Raw genomic sequence first — 14,167 nt, forward strand, 5'->3', positions numbered from 1 at the left:
CGAGCCCACCACCCCCTCGCCGAAAGTGTCAATGTGCGTGGCCGTTGTGTCGTATTTGCCTACCGGGGTAGCAGGAACGGTTCGACAGTTGCCCGCGGAAAGCGGGAACTCCATGTGACCGACGCCACGTTCTACGGATGCGACGGCGGCCGCTGGGTAGGGCTGCTGTGACCCTTGTTCCCCCACGCCCAGGGAGGCCACCGTGGCCGCGTCCGCCCAGCTCCTGCTCTCCGCCCTCTCCAAACAGGTTCCCGCACCGGTTCCCGCGCAGACCACCGCCCAGACCCGCGCCCAAGCCCGCGCCCAGACCACCGCGCAGCTCCTCGCCCGGATCCCGGGCCCCGCGCCGGCCCCCGCCGGACCCCTCACCTCCGAGCCGCCGCTCGCCGACGCCGCCCCGCTCACCAGCGAACCGGCCCTCACCGACTTCACCCCCCTCACCAGCGAGCCGACCGCGCACGGCACGGCCGGCGGACCGGAGTCCCCAGGAGCCTGAATGACCCTCGCCCGGCTCGCCGCGCTGCACGGTGTCGCCACCGCCTACTCGCCCTCCCCGGGCGTCACCGTCCCGGTCCCCGACACGACGGTGGTCGCGGTGCTCGCCGCGCTCGACGTCGACGCCGCCACGCCCGAGGCGGTCCGCGCGTCCCTCGCCGCCACCGAGGAGGCGGCCGCGCGGCGGCTGCTCCCGCCGACGGTGGTCCTGTGGCGGGAGGCCGGGGCCGGGCTGCCGCGCCCGCTGGCCACGCTGCCGGCGGGCACCGCGCTGCGGGTCCTCGGCGAGGACGGCGCCGACCGCCCGGCGGCCTGGGACGAGCTGCCGCTCGGGGCGCACCGCCTGGAGGCCCGGGCCGCCGACGGGCGCACCGCGCACAGCACGCTCGTCGTGGCGCCCGCGCGCGTGCCGCAGCCGCCCGCGGCACGCGGGTACGGCCTGCTCGTCCAGCTCTACTCGCTGCTGTCGAGCCGCTCCTGGGGCATGGGCGACCTCGGGGACCTGAGGGAGCTGGCCGCGTGGGCCGGGCGGGAGCTGGGGGCCGGGTTCGTCCAGGTCAACCCGCTCCACGCGGCCGTGCCCGGCACGCCCACGGACCCGTCCCCGTACCGTCCGTCCTCGCGGCGCTTCCCCGACCCCGTGCACCTGCGGATCGAGGACGTCCCCGAGTACGCGTACGCGCGCGGCCACCTGGCGCCCGAGCAGCGCGTCGAACTGGACGCCCTGGTGGGGCGCGCGGCCGAGCTGCGCGAGAAGGTGCTGCGCAAGGGCGAGCTGATCGACCGGGACGCGGTGTGGGTGCTCAAGCGCCGCGCCCTGGAGCTGCTGTACGCCGTGCCGCTCGGGCCCGGCCGCGAGGCCGCCCTGCGGGACTTCCGCGCCGCGCAGGGGCGTGCGCTGGAGGACCACGCCACCTGGTGCGCGCTCGCCGAGCGGTACGGCGCCGACCGCGCCCAGTGGCCCGAGGGCCTGCGCGACCCGCGCTCCGACGCCACCGCGCGCGTACGGGCCGAGCTCGCCGACCGGGTCGACTTCCACTGCCGGCTCGCCTGGCTCACCGACGAGCAGCTCGCGACCGCCGCGCGGGCCGCCCGGGAGGCCGGCATGGACGTCGGGATCGTCCACGACCTCGCGGTGGGCGTGCACCCCGACGGCGCCGACGCCTGGGCGCAGCAGGACGCCTTCGCGGCCGGCATGTCGGTGGGCGCCCCGCCGGACGCGTTCAACGCGCGCGGCCAGGACTGGGGCCTGCCGCCCTGGCGCCCCGACGCGCTCGCCGCCTCCGGCTACGTCCCCTACCGCGACCTGCTGCGCGGGCTGCTGCGGCACGCGGGCGCCCTGCGCATCGACCACGTGATGGGGCTGTTCCGGCTCTGGTGGGTGCCCGAGGGCCGCGAGCCCACCGAGGGCACGTACGTCCGGTACGACGCCGAGGCCATGCTGGCGGTCCTCGCCCTGGAGGCCCACCGCGCGGGTGCCGCCGTGATCGGCGAGGACCTCGGGACGGTCGAGCCCGGCGTACGGGAAGCCCTCCAGCGGCGCGGAATCCTCGGCACGTCGGTGCTGTGGTTCGAGCGGGACTGGGAGGGCGACCGGCGGCCGCTGGCCCCCGAGGCGTGGCGCGCGGACTGCGTGGCCACGGCGACGACGCACGACCTGCCGTCCACGGCGGCGCGGCTCACCGGCGAACACGTCGAGCTGAGGCACCGGCTCGGGCTGCTGGCCCGGCCGCTGGAGGAGGAGCGCGCCGAGGACGCGGCGGAGGTCGCCGAGTGGCTCGCGTACCTGCGTGAGCTGGGCCTGCTGGAGGGCGGCCCTGTGCTCGGGCTCGGGCAGGAAGCTCGGGACGAGGAGGCCGAGATCCGTGCCTTCTACCGCTTCCTGCGGTGCACGCCCGCGCGGATGACCGGGGTGTGGCTGCCGGACGCCGTGGGCGACCGCCGCCCGCAGAACCTGCCCGGGACGTGGGACCAGCACCCGAACTGGCGGCTGCCCGTCGCGGACGCGGAGGGCCGCCCCGTCACCCTGGAGGAGCTGGCCGCCTCGCCCCGGTTGCACGCCCTCATGGCGGTGCTCGCCACCGGTGCGGAGCCTCCTATGGGACCCCCGGGCGCGCGGGGCCTCTAGGCGTTCGCTACGTTTGCACCGTGGACAAGAAGAACGCCCTGCGCGCCGGCGCCGTCGCGACCGGTACGACGCTGATGATGCTGCTCATGTCGTCCCCCGCGCTCGCGCTCACCCGAGACGACGGCGACGACCCGGGTTCCGGCCTGAGCCTGATCGACACGCTCGGTCTGTTCGTGGGTGCCCCGATCCTGCTGTTCCTGGTGATCGCGGGCCTGGTGATGGTGCTCGACAAGTCCAAGAAGCAGGTCTGACGCCTCAGAGGCTTTTTGAGTCAGAGGCTTTTCGAGGCTTTCCGAAGGCGCCGCACGGGGGGAGACCGCCGTGCGGCGCCTTCGTGCGTTCTCACGCGCTCAGACGCTCACACGTTCCTACGGTCACGCGCCCGTCGCTCTGAGCAGCTTGCGCAGCAGGGCCGACAGCTGTTCGGCCTCCGCCGGGTCCAGCGCCGCCTCCAGGGCCTCCCGTTGGACCGCGAGCCCGGCCGCCACGGCCTCGTCCACCAGCTCGCGGCCCCGCTCGGTGAGCGTCACCCGCAGGCCGCGCCGGTCGTTGGGGTCGGGGTTGCGGGTCAGCAGCCCGGCCCGCTCCAGCTTGTCGAGGCGGCCCGTCATGCCGCCCGTCGTGAGCATCAGCGTCGCCGACAGCTCGCGCGGCGAGAGCGTGTAGGGCTCGCCCGAGCGGCGCAGCGTCGCCAGGACGTCGAACTCCCCGCGGGAGACCCCGAAGGGCGCGTACGCCTTGTCGACGCGTGCCCCTATGGAGTGGGCCAGCCGGTAGACGCGCCCGAAGACCGCCATCGGGACGGTGTCGAGATCGGGCCGTACGACCGCCCACTGGGCGGTGATCGCGTCGACGGGGTCCTGCTCGCGATCGGGTTGCGGAGACGTGGGAGTCCTCGGAGTCATGGCCGCAGTTTCCTTCCCCGGCGGTAAGCGACGCAAAAGATGCTTGCAAGTAAGTTGCTTAGCTCTAAGCTACTTAATGACAAGCTAGTTGAAGGGGGATCCCGATGTCCCGCAAGGCCGCAGTCATAGCCCTCACCGCCCTCGCCCCCGTCTCCTGGGGCTCCACCTACGCCGTCACCACGGAGTTCCTGCCGCCGGACCGGCCCCTGTTCACGGGGCTCATGCGGGCGCTGCCCGCCGGGCTCGCGCTGCTCGCACTCACCCGCACGCTCCCGCGCGGCGCCTGGTGGTGGAAGTCGGCGGTGCTCGGGGCGCTGAACATCGGGGCGTTCTTCCCGCTGCTCTTCCTCGCCGCGTACCGCCTGCCCGGCGGCGTCGCCGCCGTCGTCGGCGCGGTGGGCCCGCTGTTCGTCGTCGGACTCGCCGCGCTGCTGCTGGGGGAGCGGCCCACCGTGCGGTCGCTGCTGGCCGCGGTCGCCGCCGCCTTCGGGGTGAGCCTCGTCGTGCTGAAGGCGGGGGCCGCTTTCGATCTCATCGGGGTGCTGGCCGGGTTGGCCTCGGCGGTGTCCATGTCGGCGGGGACGGTGCTGACCAAGCGGTGGGGCCGACCCGAGGGGGTCGGGCCGCTGGCCCTGACCGGCTGGCAGCTGAGCGCCGGCGGCCTGCTCATCGCGCCGGTCGCCTTCCTGGTGGAGGGCGCCCCGCCGGTGCTGGACGCGCGGGACCTCGCCGGGTACGCGTACCTCGCCCTCGCCAACACCGCCGTCGCGTACTGGCTCTGGTTCCGCGGCATCGAGCGGCTGACCGCCACCGCCGTCACCCTCCTCGGGCCGCTCTCGCCGCTCACCGCCGCCGTCGTCGGGTGGGTCGCGCTGGGGCAGGCGCTGGGGCCGGTGCAGCTGATCGGCATGGTGATCGCATTCGGTGCGACGCTCGCCGGGCAGTGGGCGAGGCCGCGCCCCGTCACCCCGGGAACGTTCAGCTCTACTGAAGGGAAGGGTCAGGAACTTTCGATGGACGCGATCGGTCCGGGGGTGCGACGGTAGGCCCACCGCACACCAGAGGGGGATCACCGTGGCAGTCCTGGACCGCGTCCGTATCGGCGAGACGACGACCGCGAGGAGAGTGGGGCAGGCCTCCGGCCTTGGCCTTCTTCTCGCGGCCGTCGCCACGGTCGTCTGGTCCGGCAGCTTCGTCACCTCCCGCGCCCTGCACGACTCCGTGCCGCCCGTCCAGGCCGCCTTCTGGCGCTGGGTCGTCGCCATCCTCGCCGTCGCGCCCTTCGCGGCCCGGGCGACCTGGCGTCAGCGCCGGGTCATCCGGCGGCACTTCGGCTTTGTCGCCCTCGCCTCGCTGCTCGGCGTCACCGTCTACAACACCCTCGTCAACCAGGCCGGCCTCACCACCTCCGCCTCCACCATGGGCATGGTGATGGCCGCCTCACCCGTCCTGATGGCGGTGTACGAGCGGCTGGGCGGCGCGCGGCTGGGACCGCGTCGGGTGGCCGGTCTGCTGATCGCCTGCGCCGGAGTGGTGCTCCTGGTGGGCAACGGGTCCCTCGTGCCGGACTTCGCCGCCGGAGACCTGTGGATGGTGGCGGCGGCCGTCTCCTTCGCCTCGTACAGCGCCCTGCTCAGGCGGCGGCCGGCGGAGCTCGGCGGGACCGTCTTCCTCCTCACCACGTTCGTGCTGGGCGCGGTGATGCTGCTGCCGGCGTACGGGATCAGCGTCGCGGTGCAGGGCGGCTTCGCGGTGGAGGCGGGCACGGTCGGGCCGCTGGTGTACGTCGGGGTGTTCTCGTCCGCGGTCGCCTTCTTCGCCTGGAACAAGGCGGTCTCGCTGATCGGCGCGGCGCGGGCGGGGGTCGTCTACTACCTCCAGCCGGTGTGCGTGGCCCTGCTGTCCTGGCTGCTGATCGACGAGCGGCTGGGCGTGCTCCAGGGGGTCTGCATGGCGCTGATCCTGGGTGGCGTGATCCTCGGGACGGGCCGCGCCAAGGCGTGAGGGACACGCCAAGGCGTGAGGGACACGCGAAGGTGTGACGGACACGGGAAGGCGTGACGGACGGGCGAAGTGAGGGCCTCGGTCGCCGGTGGTCAGTCGGCGGGCGAGGCCCTCACGTGCTCGGGGGTGCGGGGAGGGTGCCGGGGTGACGCGGGGAGGTGCGTCACCCCGGCGAGGGGGGTGTCGGTCGTCGGGTGTCAGCGGGGTGTCAGCAGTTGACGACGTACCAGACCGGGTTCCAGTTGTAGCTGGAGGAGGCGGAGTACGCGCCCGGCGTGGTGTAGATGGTGTTCCGGTTGCTGTCCAGGAAGCGGGCCCGGGTGCCCGCCGTCTGGTTGTTGATCCAGGAGCCGTTGCCGGTCCAGTTGTCGAGGGCGTACGTGGCGCACCGGTAGAGGTTGAACTGCGCGCCGGTGAAGTTCGTGCCGGTGAACATGCAGAAGTTCTGGGCCGGGCAGCTGGCGCGGCCCTGCCGTGCGCCCGGCAGCGGCAGCACGATCTCTCCCTTGTCGGCGATCGCGATCCGGTTGAGGGCGACCTGCGTCCCGCCGTGGCGGGCGAGGTGGGTGTCGACCTGCTCCTGAAGGTCCTCGGCCTCGTCGTCGTCCAGGCCCGCCGCCTCCGCCTCCGCGGCGAAGTCGTGGTGCACCGGGACGGACGCGGCGGCGGCCGGGTTGGTCAGGCCGAACGCCATCGCGGCGACGAGTGCCATGACCGCGAACAGCGCCGCGGTCAGCTTGCGCAGTGTCATGCGGTGTTCCCCCTGTTTTCGGGACGAATGCCCTTCGTTGGTGCGGCGGGCATGACTCTGAGTGTCCAAGCCTGTGCGAGCGCCGGGCAACCGGTTACCGCCGGGATGTCCGGTAGACGCCAAAGGCGCCCGGCGCGCGGCCTGTCGGGGCCGGAGGAGGGGTCCGGGCGGCGGCGGATAGGTTGCGGGGCATGACCGAGTGGGACATCAAGAAGCTCCAGATCCTGCGCACGCTGCGGGACCGTGGCACCGTGACCGCGACGGCGGAGGCGCTGCTGATGACCCCCTCGGCCGTCTCGCAGCAGCTGTCCAACCTCTCCAGGCAGCTGGGCGTACGGCTGCTGGAGGCGCACGGGCGGCGGGTGCGGCTCACCGACGCCGCCCACCTCGTCCTGCGCCACGCGGAGGTGGTGTTCGCGCAGCTGGAGCGGGCCGACGCGGAGCTGGCCGGATACCTCCAGGGCGAGGCGGGCGAGGTGCGCGTCGGGGCCTTCTCCACCGCCGTGCCCGGTCTCGTGGTCCCCGCGGTGCTGCGGCTGCGCACCGCCCACCCGGGCCTGGAGGTACGGGTCCGGGAGGCGGAGGCGGCCGAGGCGTACGAGCTGCTGTCGGCGGGGGCGGTGGACCTGGCGCTGTCGCTGGCGGCGCACGCGCCGACGGCCCGGGACCCGAAGTTCACGCGGGTGCCGCTGCTCGCCGACCCGCTGGACGTCGCCCTGCCGGCGGCGCACCCGCTGGCGGGGGCCCCGGGGCTGCGGCTGGCCGACCTGTCCGGGGAGCGCTGGATCTTCGGGGGCAGCGGCCCCTGGTCGGAGATCACCACGGCGGCGTGCGAGGCGGCCGGGTTCGTCCCCGAGCAGGCCCACTCGGCGGCGGGCTGGACGGCCATCCTCGCGATGGTGGAGGCGGGCATGGGCATCGCCCTGGTGCCGCGCATGGCGGCGGCCGAGCGGGCGACGGGCGTGGTGATGCGGGTCCTGGAGGCCGATCAGCCCCGCCGCCACGTCATCGCGGCGGCCCGCCGCGGCGCGGAGTCGGCCCCGGCGGTCGCCCGCGTGCTGGCGGCGCTGCGCGAGGTCGCGTCACTGCGGTAGGGCCCTGCGGCGCGGCACTCGGGGAGCCCGCACCGGGTCAGGCCGCCGGCGGTCTCGCCAGCCCCAGCAGGAGTTCGTCCGTCGCCGCCTTGACGCCGTCGAGCGTGCGGCCCTCGATGTGCGTCACCCGGTGCATCAGGCTCGGCATGAACGGCGCCAGCAGCATGTGCGCCAGCAACGCCGCATCCGCGTCGGGGCGGATCCGGGCCACGAGCATCGCCGTATGCGTGTGCATCGTCCCGTACGCACCGCTGCCGTAGCGCGCCAGCGGCGCCGCCTCCTCCGCCGCCAGCATCATCTCCTGCTGCTCGGCGACCCGGTCGGCCAGCGCGTGCAGGAACGCGCGCAGGCGCTGGAGGGGCGGCGCCTCTGGGCCGAGTGGCGGCGGGCCGGACATGAAGGCCTGCTGGAAGCGCTTCTCGCGCTCGTCGAGCAGGGCGAACAGCAACTGCGCGACATCGCCGAAGCGGCGGTAGACCGTGCCCACGCCGATGCCGGTCGCGTGCGCGACCGCGTTCATGGTCAGGGCGGCCGGGCCCTTCTCGGCCACGATCGCGGCGGCGGCCTCCAGGATCCGGCGGCGGTTGTCCGCGGCGTCCGCGCGCTCCGGACGCTCCGGGCGCGCGGCGGCGGGCCCCGCCACCAGCGGCAGGTCGATGCGGCGGGGCGGGCGCGACGACGGCGGCGTGCTCATGGCCCGAGCATAGCGGAGTACCGGAAAACTATCCGGTTTCGCTCCGCAAAGCTCTTGCCATGTGGATTCCTATCCGCTTAACTCGTGAACCGGAAGCGGATAGCCATCCGCTTTCCCTGTTCGTGTCGTTCGTGTCGTTCGTGTCGAAGGGTTCGTCATGGCTCCGAAGATCGCCGTCGTCTACTACTCCTCCACCGGCAACGTCCACCGCCTCGCCGAGGCGGTCGCCGAGGGCGCCGAGAAGGCCGGTGCCGAGGTCCGGCTGCGCCGCGTCCCCGAGCTCGCCCCGGAGGCGGCCATCGACTCCAACCCCGCCTGGCGCGAGCACGTCGAGGCCACCCGTGACGTGGAGGTCGCCACCCTCGACGACCTCGCCTGGGCCGACGCGTACGCCTTCGGCACGCCGACCCGCTACGGCAACATCGCCGCCCAGCTGAAGCAGTTCCTCGACTCCACCGGCGGCCTGTGGCAGCGCGGCACCTTCGCCGACAAGCCGGCCACCGGCTTCGTCAGCGCGGCCAACCCACACGGCGGCAACGAGTCCACGCTGCTCGCGCTCTACAACACCATGCACCACTGGGGCTCGCTCATCGTCTCGCCCGGCTTCACCGACCCGGCGATCTACGCCGCCGGCGGCAACCCCTACGGCACCTCCCACGCCTCCGGCGCCGGCGCCCCCGGGGACAACGTGCTGACCGCCGCCCGCTACCAGGGCCGGCGCCTCGCCACGATCACCGCCCGCCTCGCCGCCACCGCCGTCTGACCGACCGCGTCCGGCCGGCCGCCGTCCGGCCGGCCGACCTTTCAGCTGAACTGAAGATCCATTGAAGGAACTTTCGATGGACCTGTCCGTTCCGCAGGTCCGACAGTAGGTCCATGACCTTCGACCCGAGCACCCAGGACGCCCCGGACCAGGACCAGGACCCGCACGCCAACGACGCCGCGCCGTACGGCGGTGGCGACCCGTACGCCGACTACCGCGCCGGTGACTTCCCGTTCACCGACCTCGTCGACCTGGCCGACCGCCGCCTCGGCGCGGGAGTCGTCGCCGCCAACGACGAGTTCTTCGCCGAGCGCGAGAACCTGCTGGTGCGCGAGCGCGCGGTGTTCGATCCGGAGCACTTCGGGCACAAGGGCAAGATCATGGACGGCTGGGAGACCCGCCGTCGGCGCGGCGCCGACGGCGAACACCCCTTCCCCGCCCCCGAGGACCACGACTGGGCGATCGTCCGCCTCGGCGCCCCCGGCGTCATCCGCGGCGTCATCGTCGACACCGCCCACTTCCGCGGCAACTACCCGCAGCGCGTCTCGCTCCAGGCCACCGCCGTCGAGGGAACCCCGAGCCCCGAGCAGCTCCTCTCCGACGACGTGAAGTGGGAGGAGATCCTCCCGCCCACCCCCGTGCGCGGCCACGCCGCCAACGGCTTCGCGATCGACGCCGAGCGCCGCTTCACCCACGTGCGCCTCTGCCAGCACCCCGACGGCGGCGTCGCCCGCCTCCGCGTCCACGGCGAGGTCGTCCCCGACCCGGAGTGGCTGGACCTGCTCGGCACCCTCGACCTCGTCTCCGTACTCAACGGAGGTGTGTACGAGGACGCGTCCGACAAGTTCTACTCGTCGCCGACGCAGATCATCCTGCCGGGCACCTCCCGCAAGATGGACGACGGCTGGGAGAACCGCCGCCGCCGCGTCCGCGGCACCAACGACTGGGTGCGCTTCCGCCTCGCCGCGCAGGGCGCCGTACGGGCCGTCGAGATCGACACCGCGTACCTCAAGGGCAACTCCGCCGGCTGGATCTCCCTCCAGGGCCGCGACGGCGAGGACGGCGACTGGTTCGAGATCATCCCGCGCACCCGGCTCCAGCCGGACACGCTCCACCGCTTCAAGCTGCCCGCCGAGGCCGTCGTCACCCACGTACGCCTCGACGCCTTCCCCGACGGCGGCATCGCCCGCATGCGCCTGCACGGCTCCCTCACGGAGCAGGGCGCGGCCGAGCTGCGCGCCCGGTACGCGCGGCTGAACGGCTGAAGGGTTGAAGGGTTGACCGGCTGACGGCTTCCGCCCGGCGGAGCGGCGCGCACGAACCCCCGCCCGCCGGGCGGATTTCACCACGGCGACACGACGACGAAGGGGCGCCCCCCGGGGGAGGGCGCCCCTTTTTTTGGCGCTCGGTTCGGCTCCGGGGCGCCTAAGACGGGGTCGACGGTCGATCGTGCTCGGGTCGATCGTTCCTCACGACCCTCCGCGCTCCCCCTACCTTCGGCGGGGGGACCCCCATCCCTTTCGACACCGCCGCGCCCCTTCACCTCACTCGCGAGGTCTCACGCACCCGCCGCCCTGTCCGCCGCCTGGGCCTTCAGTGCCCGCTCCACGCCCGACCGGGACTCGGAGACGAGGCGGCGCAGCGCCGCGTTCGGCTCCGCGCTCGCGAGCCAGGCGTCCGTCGCCGCCAGGGTCTCCTCGGAGACCTGGACCGCCGGGTAGAGGCCGACCGCGATCTGCTGGGCCATCTCGTGGGAGCGGGACGCCCACACGTCCTTGACCACCGTGAAGAACTTCTCCGTGTACGGGGCCAGCAGCTCGCGCTGGTCGGTCTGGACGAAGCCGCCGATCACGGCCTCCTGCACGGCGTTCGGCAGCTTGTCGGACTCGACGACCGACGCCCACGCCTCGGCCTTGGCCTCCGCCGTCGGGCGCGCCGCCCGCGCGGTGGCCGCGTGCCGCTCGCCCGCCGCCGTCTTGTCGCGCTCGTGCTCGGCGGCGATCTCCGGCTCGTCGTACACGCCCGTCGCCGCCAGCCGCTCCACGAACGCCCAGCGCAGCTCGGTGTCCACGACCAGGCCCTCGATCGTCTCGCCGCCCTCCAGCAGCGCCGCCAGCAGGTCCAGCTGCTGCGGCGTACGGGCGGTCGCGGCGAAGGCGCGCGCCCACGCCAGCTGGTGGTCGCTGCCCGGCTCGGCGGTGCGCAGGTGCGTCAGCGCCGCCTCCGTCCACCGGGCGAGACCCGTCTCGCGCCACTCGGGCGCCGCGTACAGGTCGAGCGCCAGCTTCACCTGGCGGTGCAGCGACTGCACCACACCGATGTCCGACTCCTTCGCGATGCCCGACAGCACCAGCTCCAGGTAGTCGCGCGTGGCCAACTCCCCGTCACGCGTCATGTCCCACGCCGACGCCCAGCACAGCGCGCGCGGCAGGGACTCCGTGAAGTCGCCCAAGTGCTGCTTGACCGTGGCCAGCGACTCCTCGTCGAGGCGCACCTTGGCGTACGACAGGTCGTCGTCGTTGAGCAGCACCACGGCCGGGCGGCGCACGCCCGCCAGCTGCGGCACCTCCGTCCGCTCGGTCGCCGTGACGTCCAGCTCGACCCGCTCCGTACGGACCAGCTTCCCCGACCCGTCGAGCTCGTACAGGCCGATCGCGATCCGGTGCGGCCGCAGGACCGGCTCGCCCTTCGCGCCCGCCGGCAGCGCCGGGGCCTCCTGCCGCACCGCGAAGGAGGTGATGACACCGTCCCCGTCGACCTCGATCTCCGGGCGCAGCACATTGATGCCGGCCGTCTCCAGCCACGCCTTCGACCACGTCTTCAGATCGCGCCCGGAGGTCTCCTCCAGCGCGCCCAGCAGGTCGGACAGGCGCGTGTTGCCGAAGGCGTGGCGCTTGAAGTACGCCTGCACGCCCCGGAAGAACTCGTCCTCGCCGACGTACGCCACCAGCTGCTTCAGCACCGAGGCGCCCTTGGCGTAGGTGATGCCGTCGAAGTTGACCAGGACGTCGTCCAGGTCGCGGATCTCGGCCATGATCGGGTGCGTGGACGGCAGCTGGTCCTGCCGGTACGCCCAGGTCTTCATCTGGTTCGCGAACGTCGTCCACGAGTGCGGCCAGCGCGAGCCCGGCGCCGCCGCCTGGCAGGCGATCGAGGTGTAGGTGGCGAACGACTCGTTCAGCCACAGGTCGTTCCACCACTCCATCGTCACGAGGTCGCCGAACCACATGTGGGCCAGCTCGTGCAGGATGGTCTCGGCGCGCACCTCGTACGCCGCGTCCGTCACCTTCGACCGGAAGACGTACTGGTCGCGGATGGTCACCGCGCCCGCGTTCTCCATCGCGCCCGCGTTGAACTCCGGCACGAACAGCTGGTCGTACTTGGCGAAGGGGTACGCGTAGTCGAACTTCTCCTGGAACCAGTCGAAGCCCTGCCGCGTCACCTCGAAGATCGCGTCCGCGTCGAGGAACTCGGCGAGCGACGGACGGCAGTAGATGCCCAGCGGCACGACCTGCCCGTCCGGGCCCTCGTACGTGCTGTGCACCGCGTGGTACGGGCCGACGATCAGGGCCGTGATGTAGGTCGAGATCCGCGGCGTCGGCTCGAACACCCAGACACCGTCCTTGGGTTCCGGCGTCGGCGAGTTCGAGATGACGGTCCAGCCGGACGGCGCCTTCACGGTGAACTGGAAGGTCGCCTTCAGGTCCGGCTGCTCGAAGCTGGCGAACACCCGCCGCGCGTCCGGCACCTCGAACTGCGTGTAGAGGTACGCCTGGTCGTCGACCGGGTCGACGAACTTGTGCAGGCCCTCGCCGGTGTTCGTGTACGCGCAGTCCGCGACGACCGTCAGCTCGTTGCGCCCCTGCTTCAGGTGCTTCAGCGCGATCCGCGAGTCCCGGAAGACGGCCGCGACGTCCAGCGCGTGGCCGTTCAGGGTGACCTTGTGGACGGCGGGGGCCACCAGGTCGATGAACGTCTCCGCGCCCTCCTCGGCGGAGTCGAAGCGCACAGTGGTCACGGACCGGTAGGTGCCGCCCTCCTGCGCGCCGCTGAGATCCAGGTCGATCTCGTACGAGTCCACGGTGAGCAGCTTCGCCCGCTGCTGCGCCTCTTCACGGGTCAGGTTCGTGCCAGGCACCCGGTCATCTCCTCGTGGTGTGACGTTTTGTGCGACGTTTCGGGCCATCCTTCCACGGACGCCGAAGGGCCGCCCCACCGTTACGGCGGGGCGGCCCCATCGGTACGAACCCGGAGGTCAGCGCTTCAGCGAAGGTCAGCCGATCAGCTCGGTCAGCCGTTCAGCTCGGCGGCGACGAGCTCGGCGATCTGCACGGCGTTCAGCGCCGCGCCCTTGCGCAGGTTGTCGTTGGAGAGGAAGAGGGCGAGGCCGTGCTCGACGGTCTCGTCCACGCGGATGCGGCCGACGTACGACGCGTCCTTGCCGGCGGCCTGCAGCGGGGTCGGGATCTCGGAGAGCTCGACGCCCTCGGCGTCCTTGAGCAGCTCGTAGGCGCGCTCCACGCTGATCGGACGCTCGAAGCGGGCGTTGATCTGGAGGGAGTGGCCCGAGAAGACGGGGACGCGCACGCAGGTGCCGGAGACCTTCAGCTCCGGGATCTCCAGGATCTTGCGGGACTCGTTGCGGAGCTTCTGCTCCTCGTCCGTCTCGAAGGAGCCGTCGTCGACGATGGAGCCGGCCAGCGGCAGCACGTTGAAGGCGATGGGGCGCTTGTAGACGCCGGGCTCGGGGTAGTCGACGGCCTCGCCGTCGTGGGTGAGCTCGGTGGCGCGCTCGGCGACGGCCTTGACCTGGCCGTCCAGCTCGGCGACGCCCGCCAGGCCCGAGCCGGAGACGGCCTGGTAGGTGGTGGCGACCAGGGCGGTCAGGCCCGCCTCCTGGTGCAGCGGCTTCAGCACCGGCATGGCGGCCATGGTGGTGCAGTTGGGGTTGGCGATGATGCCCTTGGGGCGGTCCTTGATCGCGTGCGGGTTCACCTCGGACACGACCAGCGGCACCTCGGGGTCCCGGCGCCAGGCGGAGGAGTTGTCGATCACCACGGCACCCTGCGAGGCGACCTTCTCGGCGAGCGCCTTGGAGGTGGCGCCACCGGCGGAGAAGAGCACGATGTCCAGGCCGGTGTAGTCGGCGGTGGAGGCGTCCTCGACGGTCACGCCGTCCAGCACGGTGCCCGCGGAACGGGCGGAGGCGAACAGCCGCAGCTCGTCGATGGGGAACTTCCGCTCGGCAAGGATCTTGCGCATGACCGTGCCGACCTGACCGGTCGCTCCGACGATTCCTACCTTCACGGGGACTCCTCCGTACGTGCTTGTCG

The 14,167-nt window shown here is 72.8% G+C and carries 13 protein-coding genes; 8 read left to right on the forward strand and 5 right to left on the reverse strand.

Annotation, left to right across the window (positions count from 1 at the left end):
- The first annotated feature begins 202 nt into the window (after window positions 1-202).
- The 3 genes from ACIRNI_RS13785 to ACIRNI_RS13795 are packed head-to-tail and all read left to right on the forward strand — an operon-like array spanning window position 203 to window position 2,874.
- Entirely contained in the window at window positions 203-496 is a 294-nt protein-coding gene (locus tag ACIRNI_RS13785; RefSeq protein WP_403551253.1) for a hypothetical protein, read from the forward strand.
- Window positions 497-2,623: a 4-alpha-glucanotransferase gene (gene malQ, locus ACIRNI_RS13790; RefSeq protein WP_403551255.1), complete on the forward strand. Its 2,127-nt coding sequence runs from the start codon at window positions 497-499 to the stop codon at window positions 2,621-2,623.
- A 20-nt stretch (window positions 2,624-2,643) separates the two neighbouring features.
- Window positions 2,644-2,874, forward strand: a complete 231-nt coding sequence (locus ACIRNI_RS13795; RefSeq protein ID WP_403551257.1) for a hypothetical protein — start codon at window positions 2,644-2,646, stop codon at window positions 2,872-2,874.
- A 123-nt stretch (window positions 2,875-2,997) separates the two neighbouring features.
- Here ACIRNI_RS13795 and ACIRNI_RS13800 read toward each other — a convergent pair whose 3' ends face one another.
- On the reverse strand, window positions 2,998-3,528 hold the full coding sequence (locus tag ACIRNI_RS13800; protein WP_403551259.1) for a MarR family winged helix-turn-helix transcriptional regulator: 531 nt from the start codon (window positions 3,526-3,528) through the stop codon (window positions 2,998-3,000).
- Window positions 3,529-3,632: 104 nt separating this feature from the next.
- On the opposite strand from ACIRNI_RS13800, the gene ACIRNI_RS13805 reads away from it, so the two are divergent.
- Together ACIRNI_RS13805 and ACIRNI_RS13810 are read left to right on the forward strand one after the other, a co-directional pair.
- Window positions 3,633-4,574 (forward strand): EamA family transporter, encoded by a 942-nt coding sequence (locus ACIRNI_RS13805; RefSeq protein WP_403551261.1) that lies wholly within the window; start codon window positions 3,633-3,635, stop codon window positions 4,572-4,574.
- A 37-nt stretch (window positions 4,575-4,611) separates the two neighbouring features.
- A complete protein-coding gene (locus tag ACIRNI_RS13810) occupies window positions 4,612-5,532 on the forward strand; it encodes a DMT family transporter (RefSeq protein ID WP_403551617.1) in 921 nt (306 codons plus the stop codon).
- A 208-nt stretch (window positions 5,533-5,740) separates the two neighbouring features.
- On the opposite strand, the gene ACIRNI_RS13815 is transcribed toward ACIRNI_RS13810, so the two are convergent.
- Window positions 5,741-6,283: a peptidase inhibitor family I36 protein gene (locus ACIRNI_RS13815; protein WP_403551262.1), complete on the reverse strand. Its 543-nt coding sequence runs from the start codon at window positions 6,281-6,283 to the stop codon at window positions 5,741-5,743.
- Window positions 6,284-6,474: 191 nt separating this feature from the next.
- Between ACIRNI_RS13815 and ACIRNI_RS13820 the strand changes: the two genes are divergently transcribed.
- The gene (locus tag ACIRNI_RS13820) at window positions 6,475-7,377 is read left to right on the forward strand and encodes a LysR family transcriptional regulator (RefSeq protein ID WP_355360901.1); all 903 of its coding nucleotides are present in this window, start codon (window positions 6,475-6,477) and stop codon (window positions 7,375-7,377) included.
- A gap of 37 nt (window positions 7,378-7,414) precedes the next feature.
- On the opposite strand, the gene ACIRNI_RS13825 is transcribed toward ACIRNI_RS13820, so the two are convergent.
- Complete coding sequence (locus tag ACIRNI_RS13825) at window positions 7,415-8,071, reverse strand: TetR/AcrR family transcriptional regulator (protein WP_403551264.1); 657 nt, start codon at window positions 8,069-8,071, stop codon at window positions 7,415-7,417.
- A 157-nt stretch (window positions 8,072-8,228) separates the two neighbouring features.
- On the opposite strand from ACIRNI_RS13825, the gene wrbA reads away from it, so the two are divergent.
- Window positions 8,229-8,834, forward strand: a complete 606-nt coding sequence (wrbA, locus tag ACIRNI_RS13830) for an NAD(P)H:quinone oxidoreductase (RefSeq protein ID WP_403551266.1) — start codon at window positions 8,229-8,231, stop codon at window positions 8,832-8,834.
- 113 nt (window positions 8,835-8,947) lie between these two features.
- Window positions 8,948-10,099 carry an allantoicase gene (gene alc, locus ACIRNI_RS13835; RefSeq protein ID WP_403551268.1) on the forward strand — a complete coding sequence of 384 codons (1,152 nt, stop codon included), beginning with the start codon at window positions 8,948-8,950 and terminating at the stop codon, window positions 10,097-10,099.
- A gap of 293 nt (window positions 10,100-10,392) precedes the next feature.
- On the opposite strand, the gene pepN is transcribed toward alc, so the two are convergent.
- On the reverse strand, window positions 10,393-12,972 hold the full coding sequence (pepN, locus tag ACIRNI_RS13840; protein ID WP_403551270.1) for an aminopeptidase N: 2,580 nt from the start codon (window positions 12,970-12,972) through the stop codon (window positions 10,393-10,395).
- Window positions 12,973-13,124: 152 nt separating this feature from the next.
- Window positions 13,125-14,141 (reverse strand): aspartate-semialdehyde dehydrogenase, encoded by a 1,017-nt coding sequence (locus tag ACIRNI_RS13845; protein ID WP_403551272.1) that lies wholly within the window; start codon window positions 14,139-14,141, stop codon window positions 13,125-13,127.
- Window positions 14,142-14,167 lie beyond the last annotated feature (26 nt).

Source organism: Streptomyces sp. NPDC093546, from assembly GCF_044765045.1.
Taxonomy (GTDB): Bacteria; Actinomycetota; Actinomycetes; order Streptomycetales; family Streptomycetaceae; genus Streptomyces.

Bases quoted from the DNA above. Each gene is read 5' to 3' on its own strand.
- malQ (WP_403551255.1), top strand. From the start codon at position 497: ATGACCCTCGCCCGGCTCGCCGCGCTGCACGGTGTCGCCACCGCCTAC.
- ACIRNI_RS13800 (WP_403551259.1), bottom strand. From the start codon at position 3,528: ATGACTCCGAGGACTCCCACGTCTCCGCAACCCGATCGCGAGCAGGAC.
- ACIRNI_RS13805 (WP_403551261.1), top strand. From the start codon at position 3,633: ATGTCCCGCAAGGCCGCAGTCATAGCCCTCACCGCCCTCGCCCCCGTC.
- ACIRNI_RS13815 (WP_403551262.1), bottom strand. From the start codon at position 6,283: ATGACACTGCGCAAGCTGACCGCGGCGCTGTTCGCGGTCATGGCACTC.
- ACIRNI_RS13820 (WP_355360901.1), top strand. From the start codon at position 6,475: ATGACCGAGTGGGACATCAAGAAGCTCCAGATCCTGCGCACGCTGCGG.
- ACIRNI_RS13825 (WP_403551264.1), bottom strand. From the start codon at position 8,071: ATGAGCACGCCGCCGTCGTCGCGCCCGCCCCGCCGCATCGACCTGCCG.
- wrbA (WP_403551266.1), top strand. From the start codon at position 8,229: ATGGCTCCGAAGATCGCCGTCGTCTACTACTCCTCCACCGGCAACGTC.
- alc (WP_403551268.1), top strand. From the start codon at position 8,948: ATGACCTTCGACCCGAGCACCCAGGACGCCCCGGACCAGGACCAGGAC.